The 19,525-nt window shown below is 59.7% G+C and carries 17 protein-coding genes; 14 read left to right on the forward strand and 3 right to left on the reverse strand.

Annotated features, from left to right (window positions below; translation table 11 throughout):
• The first annotated feature begins 4 nt into the window (after nucleotides 1–4).
• The 3 genes from TRESADRAFT_RS02515 to TRESADRAFT_RS14875 are packed head-to-tail and all read left to right on the forward strand — an operon-like array spanning nucleotide 5 to nucleotide 3,037.
• Nucleotides 5–1,459, forward strand: a complete 1,455-nt coding sequence (locus TRESADRAFT_RS02515) for a cobyrinic acid a,c-diamide synthase CobB (protein WP_002702523.1) — start codon at nucleotides 5–7, stop codon at nucleotides 1,457–1,459.
• Nucleotides 1,449–2,492 carry a nicotinate-nucleotide--dimethylbenzimidazole phosphoribosyltransferase gene (locus TRESADRAFT_RS02520; RefSeq protein ID WP_002702530.1) on the forward strand — a complete coding sequence of 348 codons (1,044 nt, stop codon included), beginning with the start codon at nucleotides 1,449–1,451 and terminating at the stop codon, nucleotides 2,490–2,492. The genes TRESADRAFT_RS02515 and TRESADRAFT_RS02520 overlap by 11 nt, the downstream gene beginning before the upstream one ends.
• Entirely contained in the window at nucleotides 2,489–3,037 is a 549-nt protein-coding gene (locus TRESADRAFT_RS14875) for a bifunctional adenosylcobinamide kinase/adenosylcobinamide-phosphate guanylyltransferase (RefSeq protein WP_002702532.1), read from the forward strand. The genes TRESADRAFT_RS02520 and TRESADRAFT_RS14875 overlap by 4 nt, the downstream gene beginning before the upstream one ends.
• Here the strand turns inward: TRESADRAFT_RS14875 and TRESADRAFT_RS02530 are convergent.
• Entirely contained in the window at nucleotides 2,984–3,442 is a 459-nt protein-coding gene (locus tag TRESADRAFT_RS02530; protein ID WP_002702534.1) for a hypothetical protein, read from the reverse strand. The two genes, TRESADRAFT_RS14875 and TRESADRAFT_RS02530, sit on opposite strands and share 54 nt — an antisense overlap.
• Before the next feature lie 138 nt (nucleotides 3,443–3,580).
• Here TRESADRAFT_RS02530 and TRESADRAFT_RS02535 point away from each other — a divergent pair, with 138 nt between their 5' ends.
• From TRESADRAFT_RS02535 to TRESADRAFT_RS02555, 5 genes are read left to right on the forward strand one after another with little or no spacing between them, the layout of a single operon-like run.
• The gene (locus TRESADRAFT_RS02535; protein ID WP_002702536.1) at nucleotides 3,581–4,549 is read left to right on the forward strand and encodes a bifunctional adenosylcobinamide kinase/adenosylcobinamide-phosphate guanylyltransferase; all 969 of its coding nucleotides are present in this window, start codon (nucleotides 3,581–3,583) and stop codon (nucleotides 4,547–4,549) included.
• Nucleotides 4,546–5,598: an adenosylcobinamide-phosphate synthase CbiB gene (cbiB, locus tag TRESADRAFT_RS02540; RefSeq protein ID WP_002702538.1), complete on the forward strand. Its 1,053-nt coding sequence runs from the start codon at nucleotides 4,546–4,548 to the stop codon at nucleotides 5,596–5,598. Before TRESADRAFT_RS02535 ends, cbiB begins: the two co-directional genes overlap by 4 nt.
• Nucleotides 5,595–8,201: a cobyric acid synthase gene (locus tag TRESADRAFT_RS15570; protein ID WP_002702540.1), complete on the forward strand. Its 2,607-nt coding sequence runs from the start codon at nucleotides 5,595–5,597 to the stop codon at nucleotides 8,199–8,201. Before cbiB ends, TRESADRAFT_RS15570 begins: the two co-directional genes overlap by 4 nt.
• Entirely contained in the window at nucleotides 8,198–8,713 is a 516-nt protein-coding gene (locus TRESADRAFT_RS02550; protein ID WP_002702542.1) for a cob(I)yrinic acid a,c-diamide adenosyltransferase, read from the forward strand. The genes TRESADRAFT_RS15570 and TRESADRAFT_RS02550 overlap by 4 nt, the downstream gene beginning before the upstream one ends.
• A gap of 30 nt (nucleotides 8,714–8,743) precedes the next feature.
• Nucleotides 8,744–9,412 carry a precorrin-8X methylmutase gene (locus tag TRESADRAFT_RS02555; RefSeq protein WP_002702545.1) on the forward strand — a complete coding sequence of 223 codons (669 nt, stop codon included), beginning with the start codon at nucleotides 8,744–8,746 and terminating at the stop codon, nucleotides 9,410–9,412.
• Nucleotides 9,413–9,510: 98 nt separating this feature from the next.
• Here the strand turns inward: TRESADRAFT_RS02555 and greA are convergent, their stop codons facing one another.
• Together greA and TRESADRAFT_RS02565 are read right to left on the reverse strand one after the other, a co-directional pair.
• The gene (greA, locus tag TRESADRAFT_RS02560; RefSeq protein WP_002702547.1) at nucleotides 9,511–12,276 is read right to left on the reverse strand and encodes a transcription elongation factor GreA; all 2,766 of its coding nucleotides are present in this window, start codon (nucleotides 12,274–12,276) and stop codon (nucleotides 9,511–9,513) included.
• A 63-nt stretch (nucleotides 12,277–12,339) separates the two neighbouring features.
• Nucleotides 12,340–13,320: a tetratricopeptide repeat protein gene (locus tag TRESADRAFT_RS02565; RefSeq protein ID WP_002702549.1), complete on the reverse strand. Its 981-nt coding sequence runs from the start codon at nucleotides 13,318–13,320 to the stop codon at nucleotides 12,340–12,342.
• A 254-nt stretch (nucleotides 13,321–13,574) separates the two neighbouring features.
• On the opposite strand from TRESADRAFT_RS02565, the gene rpe reads away from it, so the two are divergent.
• The 6 genes from rpe (at nucleotide 13,575) to folK (ending at nucleotide 19,522) form a co-directional block, all read left to right on the forward strand.
• A complete protein-coding gene (gene rpe, locus TRESADRAFT_RS02570; protein WP_002702550.1) occupies nucleotides 13,575–14,210 on the forward strand; it encodes a ribulose-phosphate 3-epimerase in 636 nt (211 codons plus the stop codon).
• A complete protein-coding gene (locus TRESADRAFT_RS02575) occupies nucleotides 14,198–15,076 on the forward strand; it encodes a tetratricopeptide repeat protein (RefSeq protein ID WP_141607073.1) in 879 nt (292 codons plus the stop codon). Before rpe ends, TRESADRAFT_RS02575 begins: the two co-directional genes overlap by 13 nt.
• Before the next feature lie 109 nt (nucleotides 15,077–15,185).
• The gene (locus tag TRESADRAFT_RS02580; RefSeq protein WP_002702554.1) at nucleotides 15,186–16,373 is read left to right on the forward strand and encodes a hypothetical protein; all 1,188 of its coding nucleotides are present in this window, start codon (nucleotides 15,186–15,188) and stop codon (nucleotides 16,371–16,373) included.
• A gap of 24 nt (nucleotides 16,374–16,397) precedes the next feature.
• Complete coding sequence (locus TRESADRAFT_RS02585) at nucleotides 16,398–17,591, forward strand: tetratricopeptide repeat protein (protein ID WP_002702556.1); 1,194 nt, start codon at nucleotides 16,398–16,400, stop codon at nucleotides 17,589–17,591.
• Nucleotides 17,592–17,726: 135 nt separating this feature from the next.
• The gene (recA, locus tag TRESADRAFT_RS02590) at nucleotides 17,727–18,974 is read left to right on the forward strand and encodes a recombinase RecA (RefSeq protein ID WP_002702558.1); all 1,248 of its coding nucleotides are present in this window, start codon (nucleotides 17,727–17,729) and stop codon (nucleotides 18,972–18,974) included.
• 2 nt (nucleotides 18,975–18,976) lie between these two features.
• Nucleotides 18,977–19,522 (forward strand): 2-amino-4-hydroxy-6-hydroxymethyldihydropteridine diphosphokinase, encoded by a 546-nt coding sequence (gene folK, locus TRESADRAFT_RS02595; protein WP_002702560.1) that lies wholly within the window; start codon nucleotides 18,977–18,979, stop codon nucleotides 19,520–19,522.
• The last annotated feature ends 3 nt before the right edge of the window (nucleotides 19,523–19,525 follow it).

Raw genomic sequence — 19,525 nt, forward strand, 5'->3', positions numbered from 1 at the left:
GCATATGGTTCCACGAATACTGATTTCTTCTCCATCAAGTTCCGGCGGAAAGACGACCGTCGTGTGCGCCCTGTCTATGGTCGTCCGCCAGCGCTTTCCAGGCGCGCGCGTCGCCGTCATAAAGGCGGGTCCCGATTTCATTGACCCGATGTTCCATTCGCTTTCCGCGCACGTTACGGGAAACATAGACATTTTTTTCAGCGGCGCTGACGGCGCGCGCACCGTGTTCGAGTCCGACACGAGGGGGTGCTCGCTTGCGATTGTCGAGGGCTCCATGGGGTATTTCGACGGCGTTTCCGGCGGAATCGGCGCGAGCGCGTTCGAGGTTGCCGCCGCGCTCGATTCTCCCGTGATACTTGTTTTCGACGTTAAGGGGCGCTCGTTGTCGCTCTGCGCGGAAATTCTCGGCTTCATGAAATTCCGCCCGTCCGCTCGCATCGCGGGCATAATCCTGAACAGATGCTCCCGGAGCCGGTACGCGCTCCTTTCCGAAATGATACGGAAGGAATGCGGCGTCGGCTGCCTTGGCTTTCTGGAGGAGGATGAGGGCTTTTCAGTCGGCTCCCGCCATCTCGGGCTTATGACGCCGGAGACCGTTCCCGGAATAGGCGGGAAAATGGAGCTGCTAGCCGCGCGCGCTTCGGAGACGCTCGACATCGACGGGATTCTTCGCGCGGCGTCGTTTTCCGGGGCGCCGGTGGAATGCGCTCCCATGCGTGCGGAGCCGGGGCGGGAAAAAGTGCGCATCGCCGTCGCGCGCGACGACGCTTTCTGCTTCTACTACCGGGAGAACCTTGACATGCTGCGCGCCGCCGGTGCCGGGATATCGTTCTTCTCCCCGCTTGCCGACGAGGAGGTTCCCGAAGGATGCTCCGCCCTGTACATCGGCGGCGGCTATCCGGAGCTTTTCTTCTCGCGCCTTGCCGACAATTCGCGCTCGTCGTCTTCGGTACGGAGGTTCTGCGGGAGCGGCGCGCCTGTTTTCGCGGAATGCGGCGGCTTCCTCTACCTCCAGATGCTCGGAATCCTCGGCGGGAGTTTCAGGAACGAGGGAAAGCCCGTCCGGTTCGGCTACATAGAGCTTGAGGCGCTGGAGGACTCCTTCCTGATGGAAAAAGGCGGGCGGATAAAGGCGCACGAATTCCATTATTTCGACACGAGCGAGAACGGAAGCTCGTTCCGCGCGGTCAAGGGCGACGGGCGCTCGTGGATGTGCGTCCAGGTCTCGTCCCCGTCGAACGCGCCGCGCTGCCGCGGAGGCGAGCGGAACATCGTCGCGGGGTTCCCCCATCTGTATTTCCCGTCGAATCCTGCCGTCGCTGAGCGGTTCGTCGATGCCGCGCTCGTGTTCGAGTCGATGAGGGGGCTTTCCTGCGCGGGGTGCTCGTCGTGTGCAGGATGCTCGTCGTGTGCAGGATGCTCGTCGTGCAGAAAAGGAGGTTGCCCGCATGAAAAGTGAATGTTCCCCAATCGAGGCGCGGTTTCGTGAGCTTGTGTCGTCGGCGTCTCCATGCGACGGCGGTGCGTTCTCCCGCGCGCGTGAGCGGTGGATGAGCATAGCAAAACCGCTCGGCGGGCTTGGCGTGCTCGAGGACGACGTGTGCCGCGTCGCCTCCGCGCTCGGGACGGAGAACCCGTCGATTTCCCGCCGCGCGCTTGCCGTTTTCTGCTCCGACAACGGGGTCGTCTCCGAGGGGGTGACGCAGGCGGGGCAGGAAGTCACGCGCATCGTCTACGAGAATATGATTCGCGGGGAAAGCTCCGTCTGCAAGATGGCGAAGACTGCGCGCGTCTCGGTCTTCCCGCTCGATGTCGGGATTGCCCCGAACGGCACGCGGAATTTCATCGAGCGCGACGCCATGACGCGCGGGGAATGCTTTTCCGCGATTGTCCGCGGCGTGGAGGAGGCGGGGCGGCTTGCGTCGCTCGGCTTCGATATCCTGTGCACCGGGGAGATGGGAATCGGGAACACGACGACGTCGGCGGCCGTGGCGTCCGTCCTTTTGGGGCTGCCTCCTTCCGAGACGGTGGGGCGCGGCGCCGGGCTTTCCGACGAGGGGCTTTCGAGGAAGCGCGCCGTTGTCGCCCGCGGAATCAGCCTGCGCGCCCCCGACGCCTCCGATGCCTCCGATGTCCTTTCCAAGCTCGGCGGGTTCGACATCGCGGCGATGTGCGGGTTCTTCATCGGCGGCGCCGTGTTCCGCCGTCCCGTCGTGGTTGACGGGTTCATCTCGGCCGTCGCCGCCCTCTGCGCGTCGAATCTCGTCCCGGAATCGGCCGGATACATGATTGCCAGCCACGTCTCGTCGGAGGGCGCGGGGCGTGCCGTGCTTTCCGCGCTCGGGCTGAGGGCGGCGGTCGATGCGGGGTTCCACCTCGGGGAGGGGACGGGGTGCATGGCGTTCCTCCCGATGCTGGATATGGCGCTCGACGTTTACAAGACGATGCCGACGTTCGGGCAGATACGGATAGAGGCGTACAAACCGTTTTGAATGCGCTTGTTTTTGGGGGAAGCGCTTCCGGAAAGTCGGCGTTCGCGGAGGATTTCGCTTCGGGAATTGTCCGGGCGGGGGGAGGAAGGCTTGTGTACCTCGCGGCTATGGACCCGCTTTCGGGCGGCGATGCCCCGTCGAGGATTGCGCGGCATCGCGCGCTGCGGGCGGGGAAGGGGTTTTCCACCGTGGAGATTCCGCGCGGCGCTTTTTCCGGTTTGGCGCGCTTTTCGGATGCTCCCGTTTTTTCCGGGGCGACCGTCCTCGTCGAGGATGCGGGCAACCTCGTCTCCCGGGCGCTTTTCCGAGGCGGGGAAATCGACCCGGACGCGCGCCAGTCCGTCTCCGCTTTCCTTTCCGCCCTGTCCGTCCGCGCCCGCGATGTCGTCCTCGTCTCTCCCGACATATTCCTCGAGCGCCTTCCCGCCATGGACGCGGGGATGGGGGAATATTTTTCGGCGCTTTCCGGCGTCATGTCGTCCTTTGCGCGCTCATGCTCCCGCGTCGTCCGCGTCGTCGCGGGAATTCCCGTCGATGTCGCGTGATTTCACCCATCTCTCGGAGAGGATTTCCCATTCGCATCCGTCGCGGTCCTCGCTGAACGACACGCGCGCGACCCTGAAGACGGGAAGCCGCACCGATGCCGGCGTTCCCTCCGCGCGCCCGGGAAATTCCGCGTCTTTCGCAATCTGTATCGCCCCCCGGATTTTCCCTCTGCCCGTACTCGCACTCGCCCTGATGAATATCGATTTTCCTTCGGCCGAGATTCCTTCCGCCGAGCACGATTCTATATCCCCGATGTCTTCCGCGCCCGCGCCGAATCGCACGAAAAGCGGGAACGTGGGGACCGCGCCCGTTTTCCTGCACAGCTCGTCCTGAATCTTCCGTATCGTTTTTGCCTCGTTCCCGTGCGGGATGACGGCTGTCTCCGTCGTCGTTTTCCTGTCCATGAAAACATTCTACACGATGTGGTATCATCTTTGCATGTCGTTTCAGGAATATGAATTTTTTGCATTGCCGATTCCGGAAGGATGGCGCCGATGATTATGGTTATAGGAGGCGCTTTTTCCGGAAGGAGGAAGCATGCCATGTCGATCGCGTCGTCGCTTTCCGGCACGCCCTCTTCGCTCGTCCATGTCGTCTCCGATGATGACGTTTCCGCGTTCGCCTCCGAGGAGGATACGCCTTTTCCCGCCCTTTCCCGTACGGTGGAGCGGATTTCATCCTTTCCCGTCGTCGTCGCGACCGAAATCGGCTGCGGTGTCGTTCCCCTGTCGGCGGAGGAGCGCGCGTTCCGCGAGAAGAACGGAAGGCTGAACCAGGCGCTCGCGCATGTCGCCGATTCCGTCGTCCTTATGTGCGCGGGGATTCCTCAGGTCATAAAGGGCGCGCCCGGGACGGGGGAGCTTCCAAAATACGCCGCGGTTTTCCGGCACGGGGAGACCGGCGCGAACAGGGAGCGCCGTTTTGCCGGCGGGCTTTCCGACGTGCCGCTTTCCTCCGCCGGGATGAAGGGCGTCGCAGATGCCGCGTCTTCCCTTCCGGCTGCGCTTTCCGGGTTCCGAGGGGACGTCGCGAAGGCGGTTTCGGAGCCGCCCGTTGTTTTTTCGTCCCCGATGGTGCGCGCCGTCTCGAGCGCGCGGGTTCTCTTCCCGCATTCCGAGATTCGCGTCGTCGAGGATTTCCGGGAGATGCGGCTGGGGCTTCTTGAGAACATGACGCACGGGGAACTTTCCGAAGGGCGTTTTGCCGACGGAAGCCGCTCCTCAAAAAACGCGCTCCTCTACGAAGAATGGCTCTCGTCGAACGGAAACGGCGCGTGCCCGTCGTCGGCTGATTTTCCCGGCGAGTCGATTCCCGTTTTCACGTCGCGGGTGTCCGCCGCGTTCTCTGCCGCGATGCGCTCCGTTCCGCCGGGAGGCGTCGCGGTGATAGTCGCGCACGGGGGCGTGCAGATGGCATTGTGCAGCTCGTTCTTCAGGGGGGCTGGGGGCGTCCCGTATTTTTCATGGCAGAGCGGGAACGCGTCATTCCGTTTCGGGGAGGTTTCGCTTTGATTTTGTCGTCAGTGCGCCTCCTTTTCGCGCTTCATCTTTCCACCATCGCGTTCCGGCTTCCCGCGGTCTTCCTTCTCGACTCCCTTTTTGGGGAGATTCCCGCCATTTCGTCGTTCCATCCCGTCGTCCTCATGGGGAGGCTTGTCCGGGCGCTTGAGGGCGCGCTTCGGCGCGTGTTCCGCTGCCCGCCGTGCTCGTCGAGAATCGTCAGGGAGCGCGTTTCCGGGGCAGTTCTCGCCGTTTCCGTGTCTGCGGTCTCGTTTATCGTGCCGGCGGCCGTCCTCCTTTCCGCCTTCATCGTCGGAACTAGGGCCGGCTCCTTCCCGCTTCTCGTGATTCTCCTCCTGCTCGATGTTTTCTGGGGATATCAGTCCGTCGCCGCGCGGTGCCTTCGCGACGAGGCTGAGAACGTTCGGAGGGCGGTGTCGTCTTCCGTCGGGGAGGGGCGCTCGGCCGTTTCCCGCATAGTCGGGCGCGATACTGCCTGCCTTGACAAAAGCGGCGTCGTCAGGGCGTGCGTCGAGACGGTCGCGGAGAACACGACGGACGGCGTTTTCGCGCCGCTTCTTTTCTATGCTTTGGGAGGCGCGCCGCTGGCGCTTTTCTACAAGGCGGTGAACACGATGGATTCGATGATTGCGTACAAGAACGAGCGGTACGCTTTTTTCGGGACGTTCGCGGCGCGGATGGATGACGCGGCGAATTTCGTTCCCGCGCGCATTGCTGCTTTGTTCATGATTGTTTCGAGCGTGCCGTTCCGCTTTTTCGGGACTGCGCGCGCCGTCAGGATTTTTTTCCGCGACCGGTACCGCCACGCTTCCCCGAATTCGGCTCAGACAGAGAGCGTAATCGCGGGGCTGCTCGGGGTCAGGCTCGCGGGCGACGCCTCGTACGAGGGGAAGGTGGAGCGGAAGCCGTTTATCGGGGACGACGTGCGCGCCGTCGTTCCCCATGATATAACGCTGGCCGTCGTTTCGATGTATGCCTCGTCGTCGCTTTTCTGTGCCGCATTGTCGGCTTTGTCGTTTTTTTTGGAGTTCAGAAGATGAATGAGAATGATGAGAGAACAAACCTTCACGGAGGCCCGCGCGTTTTTGTCGATGCCGATTTTTCCGCGAGCGTAAGCCCGCTCGGAATCCATCCTGCGGCGGCTGAGGCGCTCCATTCCGCCGCGCTCCATCCCGGTTCGTGCTGCCCGTATCCCGACCCGGACTGCTCCGCTCTCCGCGCCCTTCTTGCCGGGAGGTGGGGATGCGGTGCGTCCGATTTCGTGTGCGGCGCGGGTGCCGCCGACGTGATTCTCCTTTCCGCGCTCGTCGCGTCCTCGCGGAGCGCCTGTGCCGTCGTGATGGAGCCGGCGTTCTCCGAGTACGGGCGGGCCGCTTCGTGCGCGTCTCTCCGCGTCGTCCATGCGCGCGATGCTGAGGAAATCCGGGGAAGCGGCGCCGGCGTCGTCTACCTTGCAAGCCCGTCGAACCCGCTCGGGGAGGTCGCTCCGTTTGATGAGATTCGGCGGATTTCCGGCATCTGCGAGGAGGAGGGCGCGATGCTTGTCCTCGACTCCTGCTTTTCGATGTTCTCAGAGGAGGCTGAGTCGGTGCTGAGGAGGATTGTCCGTTCCCGCGGAGAATTCCCGTCCGTCGTCATCGTCGACGCGTTCACGAAATTTTACGGGATGGCGGGGCTCCGGTTCGGCTACGCGCTGTGCCTTTCGGAAAGGAACGCGGAGGCTTTCAGGGCGTTTTCCCGGCCGTGGGCCGTCGGCTCCGTAACGCAGTCGTGTGCGGGGGCTGTCCTTCGCGCGGAGAGCCGCGGCTCCTCGTGGGTTTCCCGTATGCGCTCCCTCGTTTCCTCCGAGCGCGCGCGGATTTGCCGTGCGCTTGATTCGCTCGGCTTGTGGCGGTCAGAAAGCCGCGCGAATTTCGTCGTTTTCAGGAGCCGCCGCCTTTCCGAGCTGTGCGCCGCCGACGGTGCGGTCGAATTCGTCGAATTCCGCGGGAAGAAGATTTCCATCCGCTCCTGCTCGACGTTCCGCTCACTCGGCCCCGATTTCCACCGCGTATCCGTCCGCTCGCCCGAAGAGAATTCCCTCCTTATCGACGCGCTGACTTCGCTCCTCTCTCCCGTCCCGCTCCCGCAGCCCGCGGAGAAGCCTTTCGGAAAGCGGGCAAAAGTCCTGATGGTTCAGGGGACGATGTCCGACGCGGGAAAGTCGCTCGTCGTGGCGGCTCTGTGCAGGATATTCGCGAAGGACGGCTTCCGCGTCGCTCCGTTCAAGTCTCAGAACATGGCGCTGAACTCGGGCGTGACGGCGGACGGGAAGGAGATGGGGCGCGCGCAGATTCTCCAGGCGGAGGCGTGCGCCGCGCTTCCCGACGTGAGGATGAACCCGATTCTCCTCAAGCCGACGTCGGATTCGAAAAGCCAGGTCATCGTGTGCGGCGAGGCTGTCGGGGACATGCGGGCAGCCGATTATTTTTCGTTCAGGAAGACGCTCGTCCCTAAAATCATGGAGGCGTTCGAGTCTCTCGCTTCGGAGAACGACATAATCGTCATCGAGGGCGCGGGAAGCCCCGCCGAGATAAACTTGCGCGAGGGCGACATCGTGAACATGGGGCTTGCCGAACTTGTCGACGCGCCCGTTCTCCTTGTCGGCGACATCGACCGGGGTGGCGTTTTCGCGTCGCTGTACGGGACGTACGCCCTCGTCGGAGAGAAGGAGAGAGGCCGCATAAAGGGGTTCGTCGTGAACAAATTCCGTGGCGACATCTCGCTTTTGTCGGGCGCACTTTCGCAGCTTGAGAACCTGACGGGCGTGCGGACGCTCGGCGTCGTTCCCTTCATGAAGGGGCTTTCGCTCGATGCCGAGGATTCCCTCTCGTTCGGCAGCATTTTCGTCAGGAGGAGCGCGCCTTTGATACGGATAATCGTAATCGCGCTTCCGTTCGTCTCGAATTTTACCGACATAGCCGCCTTCACGTCGGTTCCGTTCGTTTCCGTCGAGAAGGCGGAGTCGCCGTCGGAGGTCGATTTCGGCGCGGACATGATTGTGGTTCCGGGGACGAAGAACACCGTGCGCGCGATGGAATTCATGGAGGAAAGCGGGCTTGGCGGGGCTGTGCGCCGCTTCGCGGAGAAGAAGCCCGTCGCGGGAATATGCGGCGGCTACCAGATTCTCGGGCGGGTCCTCGACGATTCCGCGGCGTCTGAGGGCGGGCGCCCATCCGTCCGGAACGGGCTTGGGCTCCTTCCCGTCGATACGGTGTTCGGCACGAAAAAAACGCTTTCCCGCGGCGAGTGGATTGTCCCGCCGTTGGACGGTTTTTTCTCGTTCCTTTCGTCTCTCCGCGCGACGGGGTACGAGGTGCATCAGGGCGCGAGCGTCTTTTCGCGCGGGGGCGGGAACGCCGTTTTCTGTGCGGAGGGGAACGCGTTCGGAACGTACGTCCATGGTTTTTTCGACGAGCCTGCCGTTCTCCGCGCCGTTCTCGGCTCGCTCGCGTCTGCAAAAGGATGCGCACTTCCTCCGTTCGAGGAGCCGGCGTCCGTCCGCGAGAAGAATTTCCGCCTTCTTGAGGAATCTGTCCGCGCGTCGCTCGACATCGGCGCGATATATGAAATCATGGGCATCAGCAGGGAGGAAAAATCGTGATACATTTGTATTTCGGGGAGGGGAAGGGGAAGACGACAGCCGCGCTCGGGCTTTCCGCTCGCGCCTTGGGCTCGTCCGTTCCCGTCGTTTTCGTCCAGTTCCTGAAGTCGCGCCATGCGGGCGAGGTCGATTCGCTCGAAAAACTCGGCGCTGTCGTCCTCCGCGGAAAAGGCTGCGGGAAATTCGTCTCCGCCATGGATGAAGACGAGCGGAGGGAAACGCGCCGTATTTCCGACGCGAACCTTTCGCGCGCGTTGTCCATCGTCTCGGAATGCGGCGCTCCCGCGCTGCTTGTCCTTGACGAGGTGTGTGCCGCATGGAATTCGTCGCTTGTCGACAGGGGCGCCGTCGAGTCGCTCGTCATGTCGCCGCCACCGCTTCTCGAGCTCGTCCTTACGGGAAGGAACCCGCCGGCTGTTTTCCTCGAACGCGCCGACTACATTACGGAGATGGTGAAAGTCCGCCATCCGTTCGATTCCGGCGTCGCTGCGAGGCGGGGCGTCGAATTCTGACGGCCGATTGTTTTTATGGGAGTTTTTTTTATGGAAGATTTTTTGTTCGGAGACCTTGGTTCGTTCGATTCGGTGCGGGCTTTCCTTCCCGAGGAGATTGAGGCGGAAAGCATGAGGATTATCCGCGGGGAGCTTTCCCGCATGGGAATTTCCGTGCCCGCGGAAAACGAGAAGGTCGTCCTCCGCTGCATCCACGCGACGGCGGATTTCGACTTCGCCTCAAACCTCGTCTTTTCAAAGGATGCCGTCAGCAAGGCGGTCTCGCTCCTCAAGAATGGGAAGCCCGTCGTTGTGACGGACACGAACATGGCCTTGTCGGGTATTTCGTCGCGTTTCTGCGCGTCGTTCGGCATTGAGAAGGCGTGTTTTATGGCGGACGATGATGTCGCCTGCGCCTCGAAAAAATCCGGGCTGACGCGGGCAGCGTGCTCCGTCGACAAGGCTGTCCGGCTGTTCGGCGGCCGCCCCGTCTTTTTCGCGGTGGGGAACGCGCCGACCGCCCTCGTGCGTCTCCGGCAGCTCCATGACGCGGGAATTTTCACCCCGGCTTTTGTCGTCGCCTGTCCGGTCGGGTTCGTGAACGTCGTCCAGGCGAAGGAGCTTGTCCTTTCGGCTCCGTTCGATTCTATCGTGGCGCGCGGGCGGAAGGGCGGAAGCTCCGTCGCGGCCGCCATCGTCAACGCCCTCCTGTATTCGTGATTTCTTCCGGTTGGGGTGCTGTAAAAAAAAGAGGCTCTGCCTGCAAAAAAAAACGGACCGGGAGGAATCCCGGTCCGTCAGAAAATGCTAGGCAGCCATTAGAACTTCGTGAGCGCTGTGTTTATCGCGATGTTCTTGATGACATACTGGTATTTGTGCTCGTTTATCGTGAACGAGAGCGTCTCGCCGAGCTTGTGCTCCATGAGGTTCATGCCGAACGGAGACATGTAGGAAATGATTCCGTTCTCCGGCTCCGACTCCCACGGCCCGAGAATCGTGTACTTCTCCTCCGCGCCGGTGTCCTTGTTTTCGAGGACGATGTCCGTTCCGAAAGAGACGATTGATGCCGTCGCCGTCGTCGGGTCGAATATGACCGCGCGCGCAAGCTCCTCCTGAAGGCGCTTGAGGTCGAGCCCGAGCTTGTGCTGGGCTTCCTTCGCCGCGATGTACTCCGCGTTCTCCTTCAAGTCTCCCTTTTCCTTCGCTTCCGCGACTTCCTTCGCAATCTTCGGCAGGTCCACCGAGTTCATGCGCTCCTCGAGCGCGCGCTTCTCGTCGAGCTTGCGCTTCGTGACGAGCATTCCCTTCGGCGTCGTCGTCTTCTCTTCCGCCTTGTGGAACTTGAAGTCGGGGTACTTTTCGAGGATGCGGCTTCTGAGCTGCGCCTTGATGAGGTCGTCAAGCTCCGCGATGTCGTCCACGATTGTGTACATGTGCGTCATCGTCTCTTTGTCGCTTCCGAGCATGTACTGCGCGTAGATTGACGAGCCGTCGTCGTCCTTCTTCTTTCCGGTGTTGAAGATGAGCTTGCAGATGTTCGCGATTATCTTCTTGTTCTCGGTCGAGTCGACGTGGTTGTCGATTGCCTTGTAAGCCTGCGAGATGATGTTCACGAGCGCGATGAGCTGCTTCTGGAGCGGAATGTTTATTTCCGTGAACCATTCGTCCGTGCGGCATTCGTCGAAGAAGAAGTAGATGAGGTCGCGGTATCCCTTGAAGTCGTCGAACGCGGTCTGGGCGAGTTTCTGCACCTCGTCCTTGTGTCCCTTGTTGACGAGAATCGTGAGCATGTCCTTGCTGAGGACGGCCGGGAAAATTCTGATGTACTGCTGGACCCAGTCGCTGAGCTCGCCCACATTCTTGAGGAAGTCCGCCTTTAGCGACGTGTTCTTCGTGTCCTTGAGCGACGTGTACATCTTGCGAGGGTCCTCAATCTGCCTGTAGAGCTTCTCGAAATTCACGCTGTCGGCGTTCTGCTCGATGAACTGCGGGTAGACGCGCCTCGTTATGAGGTATGACGCCATGAGCTGCTCGCTGATGTCCTTCGTGTCCCCCATGTTGATGTATGACTTGAGGTATCCCGTGAAGTAGTCGCGCATGTCGACGAAAAGCTCCGACGTCTTGTCGAGGTCGTTGTTGCAGAACTTCATGAGGATGTCGACCCTCGGGAAGAACTGCTTCTGCGCCTTGAACTCGTTGGAGAGCTTCTCCTCCGGAGTGATTTCGCGGTCGCGCACGGTCCACTCGTTCGAGTTGTTCGGGTTCACGCCGAATGTCGAGTCGGACTCGAGGACTTTCTTCGCCGCGCTGTTCCATGCCGTCCACTCGGATGCGGTGAGGATTGACGGGACGAGCTCCGCCTTTATCTTCTTGATGTCGCAGCTGTTGTTGAAGCTCCTGATTATAGTCTTGAGCGTCCACGCCTTGTCCTTCTTGATTTTGTCGACCATCTCGGCCTTCGTGCTGAATCCGCCGTCCTTGCTCTTCGTCGTCGCCTTGATGACCCAGATGTGCTCGTTCGACAGCGGGATGAGCGCGTCGACCGCCATCTTGAGCGACATCTTGTGGATTCCGTTCTTCTTTCCGAAGTTGATGACGAGCATGTCGTTCTCGACTTTGCGGATGAGCCCGACGTGCCAGGTGTTGTGGAACACGAAATGCCCCTCGTCGAACGCGATGTGCTTCTCGAAGTCGCTTATTGCGTCGAACACGTTCCTGTAGCTGAAGCCCGCGTCCCTGATGTACTCCTCGACGTGGCTGTGCCCCTTGTACTTGCTCTCATAGCAAGTCGTAATCTCCTTCCTCGACCAGTTGTCCTTCGGGTCGATTGAGAGGATGAGCTTGAGGATTTCGATTGCGGTATCCCACTTCGCCTTGTCCTTGTAGTAGTTGTAGACGTCCTTCATCAGCGTCGCGCTTTTGTCCGCGCTGATTGTCTTGGCGATTTTGCGCTGGACGAGGTAGAAGAAATCGATGTCCTCGGGGATGAGCTTGACGAGGATTTCCCATACGTCCTTGACCGCGATGTAGTTCTTTATGTAGACGTAGCGGAGGAGCGCCTTCTTGTAGAATTCCTTCGCGAGCTCGTCGTTCTTCAGCTCCTTGTAGTGGTCGGCGAGAATTTTCGCCGCTTCCGCTTCCTCGGAGTCGACCTTCACGAGCTTCTCGTATGTCTCCCAGATTTTGTTGTCCGCGTCCTTGTTCTCGCGGTAGCACGATATGAGCGTGCGGAGCGCGAACGCGTTCGTGTCGTCCTCTTCGAGGATTGTCTTGCAGAGAGACTCGACAAGCGCCTCCTTGTGGTTGTTGAGGAAGATTCCCACGAGCGTCTGGAGTACGGTGTTGTCCAAAGACGACTTCTTGACGCCGAGAATTCCCGAGACGTAGAGCGCGATGATGCTGTCCTTGGAATGGGAGAGGTGCTCGTCGCAAATCGCCTTGATTTCATCCGTGCAGCCTTGTTCCTTCGCCTCCTGGACAATCTTCTCGAGCTCCTCGAGATTCGTGTAGTTTGTGATTGTGGTTCTCGTCCACTGCTCTTCCTGAAGCTTTTTGAGCACTGATTCTTTGAATTCTTCGGACATTTGTCGTCTCCTAAAATATAGATTTTGTTTTCAGTTTGTTCGTTTTCGTTTTTTGCGCCCGCGTCAGTTCGTGTACATCCTGTACACATCCTCGTCGTGAACGCGTATCTGCAGAAGACAGTTCTTTATCTCGTCGTTGGCGAGGCTGTCGTTGCTTCTTGAATAATGGTCTATCAGCCAGAAGTACATGTTTATCAGCTTCGGGACTATTGTCTGCTTGCCGTTCGAGGGGTTCTTCAGCTCGTTCTCCTTCGCGTATATGTCCTGCTTGAGCCTGCCGACCTCGCTCTGCTTCAGCTCCCTCTTGACGTTGAACACGCCGAAAAGGACGCCGTAGACGGGAATCCATTCGAGGAGGGCGTTCCCCGTGTATCCTTTCTCCTTGACGCGCTTTATAAGGCACCGTATGAGCTCCGACTCGAGGAACACCGTCTCGATTTTCTGCGCGTCGATGAAGAACGCCTCCCTGAAGAGAACCTTCGCCTTCTTCTCGTCGCCGCAGAGGGCATAGCAGTCGGCCATTTCCGCGAGTATGAGCGGGTTCGACGACGTAATCTCGTTCGCCTTCATCAGGTGGTTGAGCGCGTCCTCGTATTCGCCGAGCTTTTTCCGGCACAGTCCTATCCGCCTGTGCGCGTCGCAGAGGTCGTCCCCTGTCGGCTCCCCGTTCTTGAGATAATCCTCGAAGCATCCGAGCGCCAGCTTGAACACGCATGTCTGCGTCGCGTAGACCGCCCGCTGCACGCTTGTCCGCTCGCGGTCCTCGCGCTCGAGCGCCGTCCTGTACGAATCCCACATTTTCAGCAGGGACAATCCGCCTTCCCTGAGCTCGTCCGGGCTCGGCTCCTCCTCGCTGTTCCTGAGATTCTTTATGTTCGAGATGAAATCGCCCCAGAACGCGCAGCACCAATATGCGAACTTTATTTCCTTGTTCTCAAAATCGGGCTCCATCGCGTCCTCGAGAAGCTGTTTTGCCCTGTCGACGTCGCCGTTTTTCAGCGCGTCGTATGCCTTGAGCAGTTCCTCTCCTGATTGGTTTTCCATGATTATCTGAATTATTATCTGAAACGTGCGTTTTAGTCAATGTGCGAAATGGCAAAAGAGGGGGCAAAGTTTATAAATTGTTTTTTAGGTTATGTCAATATAGAAACGCGCGTTTTTTTGTGAAAAAAAATCGAAATCGGCGGCTGCGCGTTTCGCTCGCGGGTGTTTCTTCCATAATATTAGCCTGGACGGCGCGTTTTTTCGCGCGTGCGCGAATGTTTACAACTTAATTTTGATTTGGTATCATCGAACGCATGGTGAAAAGTGTGTGCTTGTCGCCGTCGCTTCTTTCCGCGGATTTTGCGGATTTGCGTTCGGCTGTCCAGAAAATAGAAGAATCCCGCTGCAAGTTCATCCATTTTGATGTGATGGACGGCCATTTCGTCCCGCAGATTTCGTACGGCCAGCCCGTGCTGAAGTCGGTGCGCGCGATTACCGGCGCGGCCCTCGACGTTCATCTCATGGTGGAGAAGCCCGAGCTGATGGTCGATTCGTTCATCGATGCGGGCGCGGACTTCATCACGTTCCACCTGGAGTCGACGGTTCATTCGAACCGCCTCATCCAGATGATTCACGACAGGGGGAAGAAGGCCGGCATTTCGATTGTCCCGTCGACGCCCGTGTCCGCGCTTTCCGAGGTGCTCGCCGACGTGGACCTCGTCCTCGTGATGACGGTGAACCCCGGCTTCGGCGGCCAGAAGCTGATTCCCTCGTGCGTCGAGAAAATCAGGCTCCTCGACGAGCTTCGGAAGAAGAACGGCTACAAATACTTGGTGTCCGTCGACGGCGGCATAAACAACAGCACGGTTTCGTCCGTGGTCGATGCCGGTGCCGATGTCGTCGTTTCCGGCTCCGCGTTTTTCAGCGGCGAGTTCAAGTGGGATTATTGAAAAGGATTTTTGCGGCTCTGCTCCCTTTCCTCGCCGCCCCGCTTCTCGCGTCCCCGAGGGACATCGCCCGCGGGATGGAGGCGTATCGCGACGAGGATTGGGCGTCTGCCGAATTCTTCATACGGAAATACCTTTCGGACGCGTCTTTCGAGGATGCTGGCGACGATGTGGTGTATATCCTCATAAAAAGCAGCTTCCACGCGGGCGACTACGAGGGGGCGCAGGCTGATTGCGCGGCTTTTCTCGGCTCGTTCCCTGAAAGCCGGTACCGGCCGCTCGTCCTTTTCCAGAACGGGAAGCTCCTCCATCTTTTGGGGCGCAACGACTCTGCCGTTCTCGCGCTCTGCGATTTCTGCCAGCTCAATCCCGGGCATGAGCTTTATCCGGACGCGCTGTTCTGGATTGCCGAGGCGTTCTTCGACGAGTACGATTTCGAGTCCGCGCGGGGACTTTACACGCGGGTCGTCTCCGATTTCGCGTCGAACAGAAATGTCCCCGCCGCGAAGTACAAGCTCGACCTCATAAGCCGCCGCTCGCGCGAGGAGAAGCTTCTGTATCTTCTCCGCGTGACGGGGGAGGAGAACCTTTCCGCGCGGGAGGATTACGAGAGACAGCTCAGAATATACAGGATGGAGGACCGCGCCGGGCTTCAGAAAATGATGAAGGATGCGCGCGACCGGGTGCCGGAGCCGCTTCCGGAAACGCCCGCGCCGTCCGCGGAGGATGTTCCCCGCGAGCCGTCCGCCTCCGCGTTCCCTTCCGCCGGCGAGCTGTTCGATTACGAGGCTGAGATTGAGATGCTCCGCAGAAAGGCGTGGAGAATCCAGCAGATAATGAGCGAGCGGGCGGACGGGGCGTCCCGGTGATTTCCTCCGTCCGGTTTTTGAAGCTGCGCGGAAATTTCCCGTGCAGGAGCCTATTTTGTCTTGTCCGTGAGGCGCGTTTTTTTGCGGCCCAGTCGGAAAGGAGAACGTTTTGAGACTTAGATTGCTTGTTGTTGCGCTTGCGTCGCTGTCGTTTTCGGCGCCCGTTTTCTGCGGGGATGACGTTGCCGAGGAGTATAAGGCGCCCGAGAAGGCAGACCTTTACGCCGGCGACATACATGCCGTCCTGGACGGAAAAAAAGGCTCGTTGGGGCTGTTCCTGTCTCCTGTCTCCGGCGGCGAGAGGAGCGTCCTTTCGACGCTCGGCGACTCGGAGTCCGCGGTGTTCTCCGTCGTCGTTGACGGGCGCGAGTACAGGATGGGCTCTCCTTCCGTGAAGAAGACGATTTCGGCTTCTGGCTCGGAACTATGCAAGATTGATTTCACCGACGGGAGGCGGTTCGTCTCGTCTGTCGAGCTCGCGCCGCTCGATTCCGGCCGCACGCTCGAAATCCGCTTCTCGGTCATTAATACGGACGGGAAAGCCCGGAAAATCATGATGCGGACGATGTTCGATACGGTTCTCGGCGAGAATTCCGACGCGCATTTCGCGACGGGGACGGGGAGGCACCTGTTCTCCGAGATGCAGTTCGATGCCGCGGCGATGAAGCGTGCGGGCGGCATACGCTCCTCCGATGCTCGGACAAGCGTCGCTTTCGGGTTCAACAGGCTGATTCCGAACTATACGATTGTCGCGAACAGGGACGTTCTGAGGCGGATTCTCGGGAAGCGCTCCGCCGTTCCCCGTGCCGAGGACGGAAGAAGCTTTTCCGGCGTGAATTCGCTGAGCAATTCCGCGCTCGCGTTCTTCTGGGGGCCGTTCGTGCTCGAGCCGGGCGTCATGAAGACAGTGTCCGTCGTCGTCTCGATGTCCGACTCGGGGGAGGCGAAATCGTCCGTCGAGGGGGAAGCCATGCAGGAGGACGATTCGGCTGCAGTTGAGGAGCCCCCCGCGGCGGAAACTCCCGTCCCGGAGGATAAGGGCGTCTCCGAGGGCGCGCAACAGCCCGAGCCGAAGGCCGAGGAGCCTCCTGCTGAAATCCAGGAGAAGACCCGCCCGAGCGTCGATTTTATAGTCACGCAGGTGAAGGATTATCAGCTTGACCCCGTTTATATACAGGGGCTGGTCGACAGGATAAACGCGCTCCAGTCCGGGAAGGAGAAGGCGGTCGACAAGGATGAGATAAAGCGTCTGAACGCTGAGCTTGACGCCATATTGGACAAGCTCAATTCTAAATGAAAGGAACGGGATTGGTACTGAAAAGTGAAGAAGACACCTCTGGAGAAAGGGCTTTATTACCTGAGCAGGAGGCGGTTCGCCGAGTGCCTGCTGGCGCTTGAGCCTGCCGCCGATTTATACAGGGACAGTTTCGTCTATTATCTTACCGGCGGCTTGGCGTGCCTTTATCTTGACGACTTCGGCAGCGCGAATCTTTATTTCCAGCGCGCGCGCCAGTTCAGCTCCACGAATCCGACGCTCCTTCTGGGGCAGGCAGTCCTGTTCCTGCGGCACGGGGACACGAACCGCGCCGTCCAGTATTACCTTGACGTCCTCGAGCAGGAACCCAAGAACAGAATCGCAAAGAAGGGGATGGCGTTCATAAAGGAGAAGGGGACCGCGGAGGATATATTCCGCCTCATCGACAACAACAAACTGAAGGATTTTTATCCTTCCATCGGCATCAACCCCGACATCTTCACCTTCGCGCTCATGCTTCTCGCCGTGGCGGCCGTGGCGGCGGCTGTTTTCCTTTTCATGAGCCGCCCCCGCGACATACGGTTCTGGCGTTCGGGGAACGGGCTTGAGGCGCAGGATTTCTATCTTTCGACCGACGACTTGAAGAACATCGGCACGTCCGAATTCCCGGACGCGTCGTTCTCCTATCATTACACGGATGCGGAGCTCGAGAAAATCTACCGGAACGCGTACAAGTGCGCGACGGCTCCGGTCGGCGGGGACGATTCCGTGCACAGGGCGAACACCGCCCGGCTCGAGGCGAACAAGATTCTCAATTCGAACGCGTCCGACCTTGTGAAGTCGCGCGCGCGCGATATCATTGCCGCGATTGAGGCGGACAGGGAGCACGAGCCGACGTTCAACACGCTCCTTGAGGGAGAGCGGTTCTCGTGCTCGGATGTGATGGCCGACCCGCTTCTGTATAACGGCTGCTGGATTGTGTGGAGCGGGCGCCTCTACAACGAGGAGGTCGGCGACGGCACGTTCAGGTACGAGTTCTATGTGTACGACGATTCGTTCGAGCATCCCGAGGGGCGGTTCGACATCGAATTCACGAAGGTTCCGGCAAAGCCCGTGCAGGGCGACAGAATGGTGCAGATTCTCGCGAAAATCGAGTCGGGCGTTTCCGATGACGGCGGAGTCTACGTCCTCCTCCGCGAGAAGGAATACATCCCGATGATGAGGAACCAGTCGAAGGTGCAGTCGCTCAACCAGAAATAGGATTCGGGCATGGACGGCGCAAAAAAAATACGCGCGCGGGCAGATTTTTTTTGTCAAAAACGGTGACGCGCACGAAACTTATATATCGGAAGCCGGGACAGGCTCCAGAACAAAATGAACATTACGGAGAAAATCATGGCAGAAAAGAAGAATGCTTCCGCGGAAGCTCCCGTGGACAAGATGGCGGAGAAACTCAAGGCGCTCGAGACGGTGCGCCTCCAGATTGAGAAGCAGTTCGGTTCCGGCGCGCTCATGACGCTCGGCGATCAGGCTTCGACGTCCGTCGATGTCGTCCCGTCAGGCTCAATCCTCCTCGACGAGGCGCTCGGCGTCGGCGGATACCCGCGCGGCAGGATAATAGAGATGTACGGTCCGGAAAGTTCCGGAAAGACGACGCTCGCGCTCCATGCGGTAGCTGAGGCGCAGAAACTGGGCGGAATCGCGGCTTTCGTCGATGCCGAGCATGCGTTCGACCCGAATTATGCGAAGAATCTCGGTGTTGACATCCAGCACCTCCAGTTCGCGCAGCCGAGTTCGGGCGAGGAGGCGCTCGAGATTACCGAGACGCTCGTCCGCTCCGGCGCGGTCGACATAATCGTGGTCGATTCCGTCGCCGCCCTCACCCCGCAGAAGGAGCTTGACGGCGAGATGGGCGATGCCGTGATGGGCGTCCAGGCAAGGCTCATGAGCCAAGCGCTCAGGAAACTGACGGCGATTGTCGGGAAAAGCAAGTGCATAATCATCTTCATAAACCAGATTCGCATGAAGATTGGCGTCATGTTCGGTAACCCCGAGACGACGACCGGCGGAAACGCCCTCAAATTCTATTCGTCGCTCAGGCTCGAGATTCGCAGAATCGGCTCGATTGACGGGAAGGGCGAGGAGGACGCCGTCGGAAACCAGGTCCGCGTGAAGATTGTGAAGAACAAGGTCGCGCCCCCGTTCAGGAAGGTCGAGCTTGACATCTATTACGGAAAGGGCGTGTCCGCTATTGCCTCTCTCCTCGATTCGGCGGTGAAGCACGGCCTTATCGACAAGCGCGGCGCCTGGTATACGCGCGGCGACGAGAAAATCGGTCAGGGAAAGGAGAACGCCATATCGTACCTGACGAACAATCCCGAGTATGCCCACGAGCTTGAGCTCCAGCTCCGCGACGAGATTTTCCCGGGGCAGATTCTGCGGGACAAGGAGGGCGAGCCCGTCTATCCTGAGCAGGTCGAGCGCGTCAAGGCAAAGGAGAAGGCTGCCGCGGCTGCCGCGGAGGCGGCGGAGAATGCGGGCAAGGAGCCTGAAAACGCTCCTTCCGGTGACGGAATTGACATCTCCGCGCCGCTGTCCGGTTCCGATGCCGTCGTCGCAAGTCCCGATGACGCCGCATTCTGATTATGGCAGGCGAATTCGTCGTCCTCGGGCTCGGCTCGAACAGGAAAAATGACGGGCTTGATTGTGTGGGGCTTCTCGGCGAGGCTGTACGCGAGCTGTCCCCGTCTTTTTCCCGGTTCTGCTGCTCGTCCATCTATAGGACAAAACCGATGTATGTCGAGGCCCAGGATGATTTCTTCAATATGGCCATGTGCGGGGTTCTTCGGGAACGTTGGGAACCCTTGCGTTTTCTCGGGGAAATACACCGCATCGAGGCGCTGCTCGGAAGAAACCGTGCCGCCGAGATACGGAACGGTCCACGCTCGCTTGATATCGACATTGAGTATTTCGGCGGCATGAAAATTTCCGAACCCGATTTGACGGTTCCTCATCCGCGCGTGCACGAGCGGGCTTTCGTCCTCGTTCCCGCGTGCGAGGCGCTTTCCGCGTTCGGAGGGCAGGACGCGCTTATCGAAGAGTATTCGACGTTTCTCGGGAGAATAGGGGCGTGCGGAGTCGAGAAATTCATGGATTCCCGTGATTTTCAAAACTTGCGTGCTCGGGTATGATGT

It is taken from the genome of Treponema saccharophilum DSM 2985, from assembly GCF_000255555.1.
Classification (GTDB): Bacteria; Spirochaetota; Spirochaetia; order Treponematales; family Treponemataceae; genus Treponema_D; species Treponema_D saccharophilum.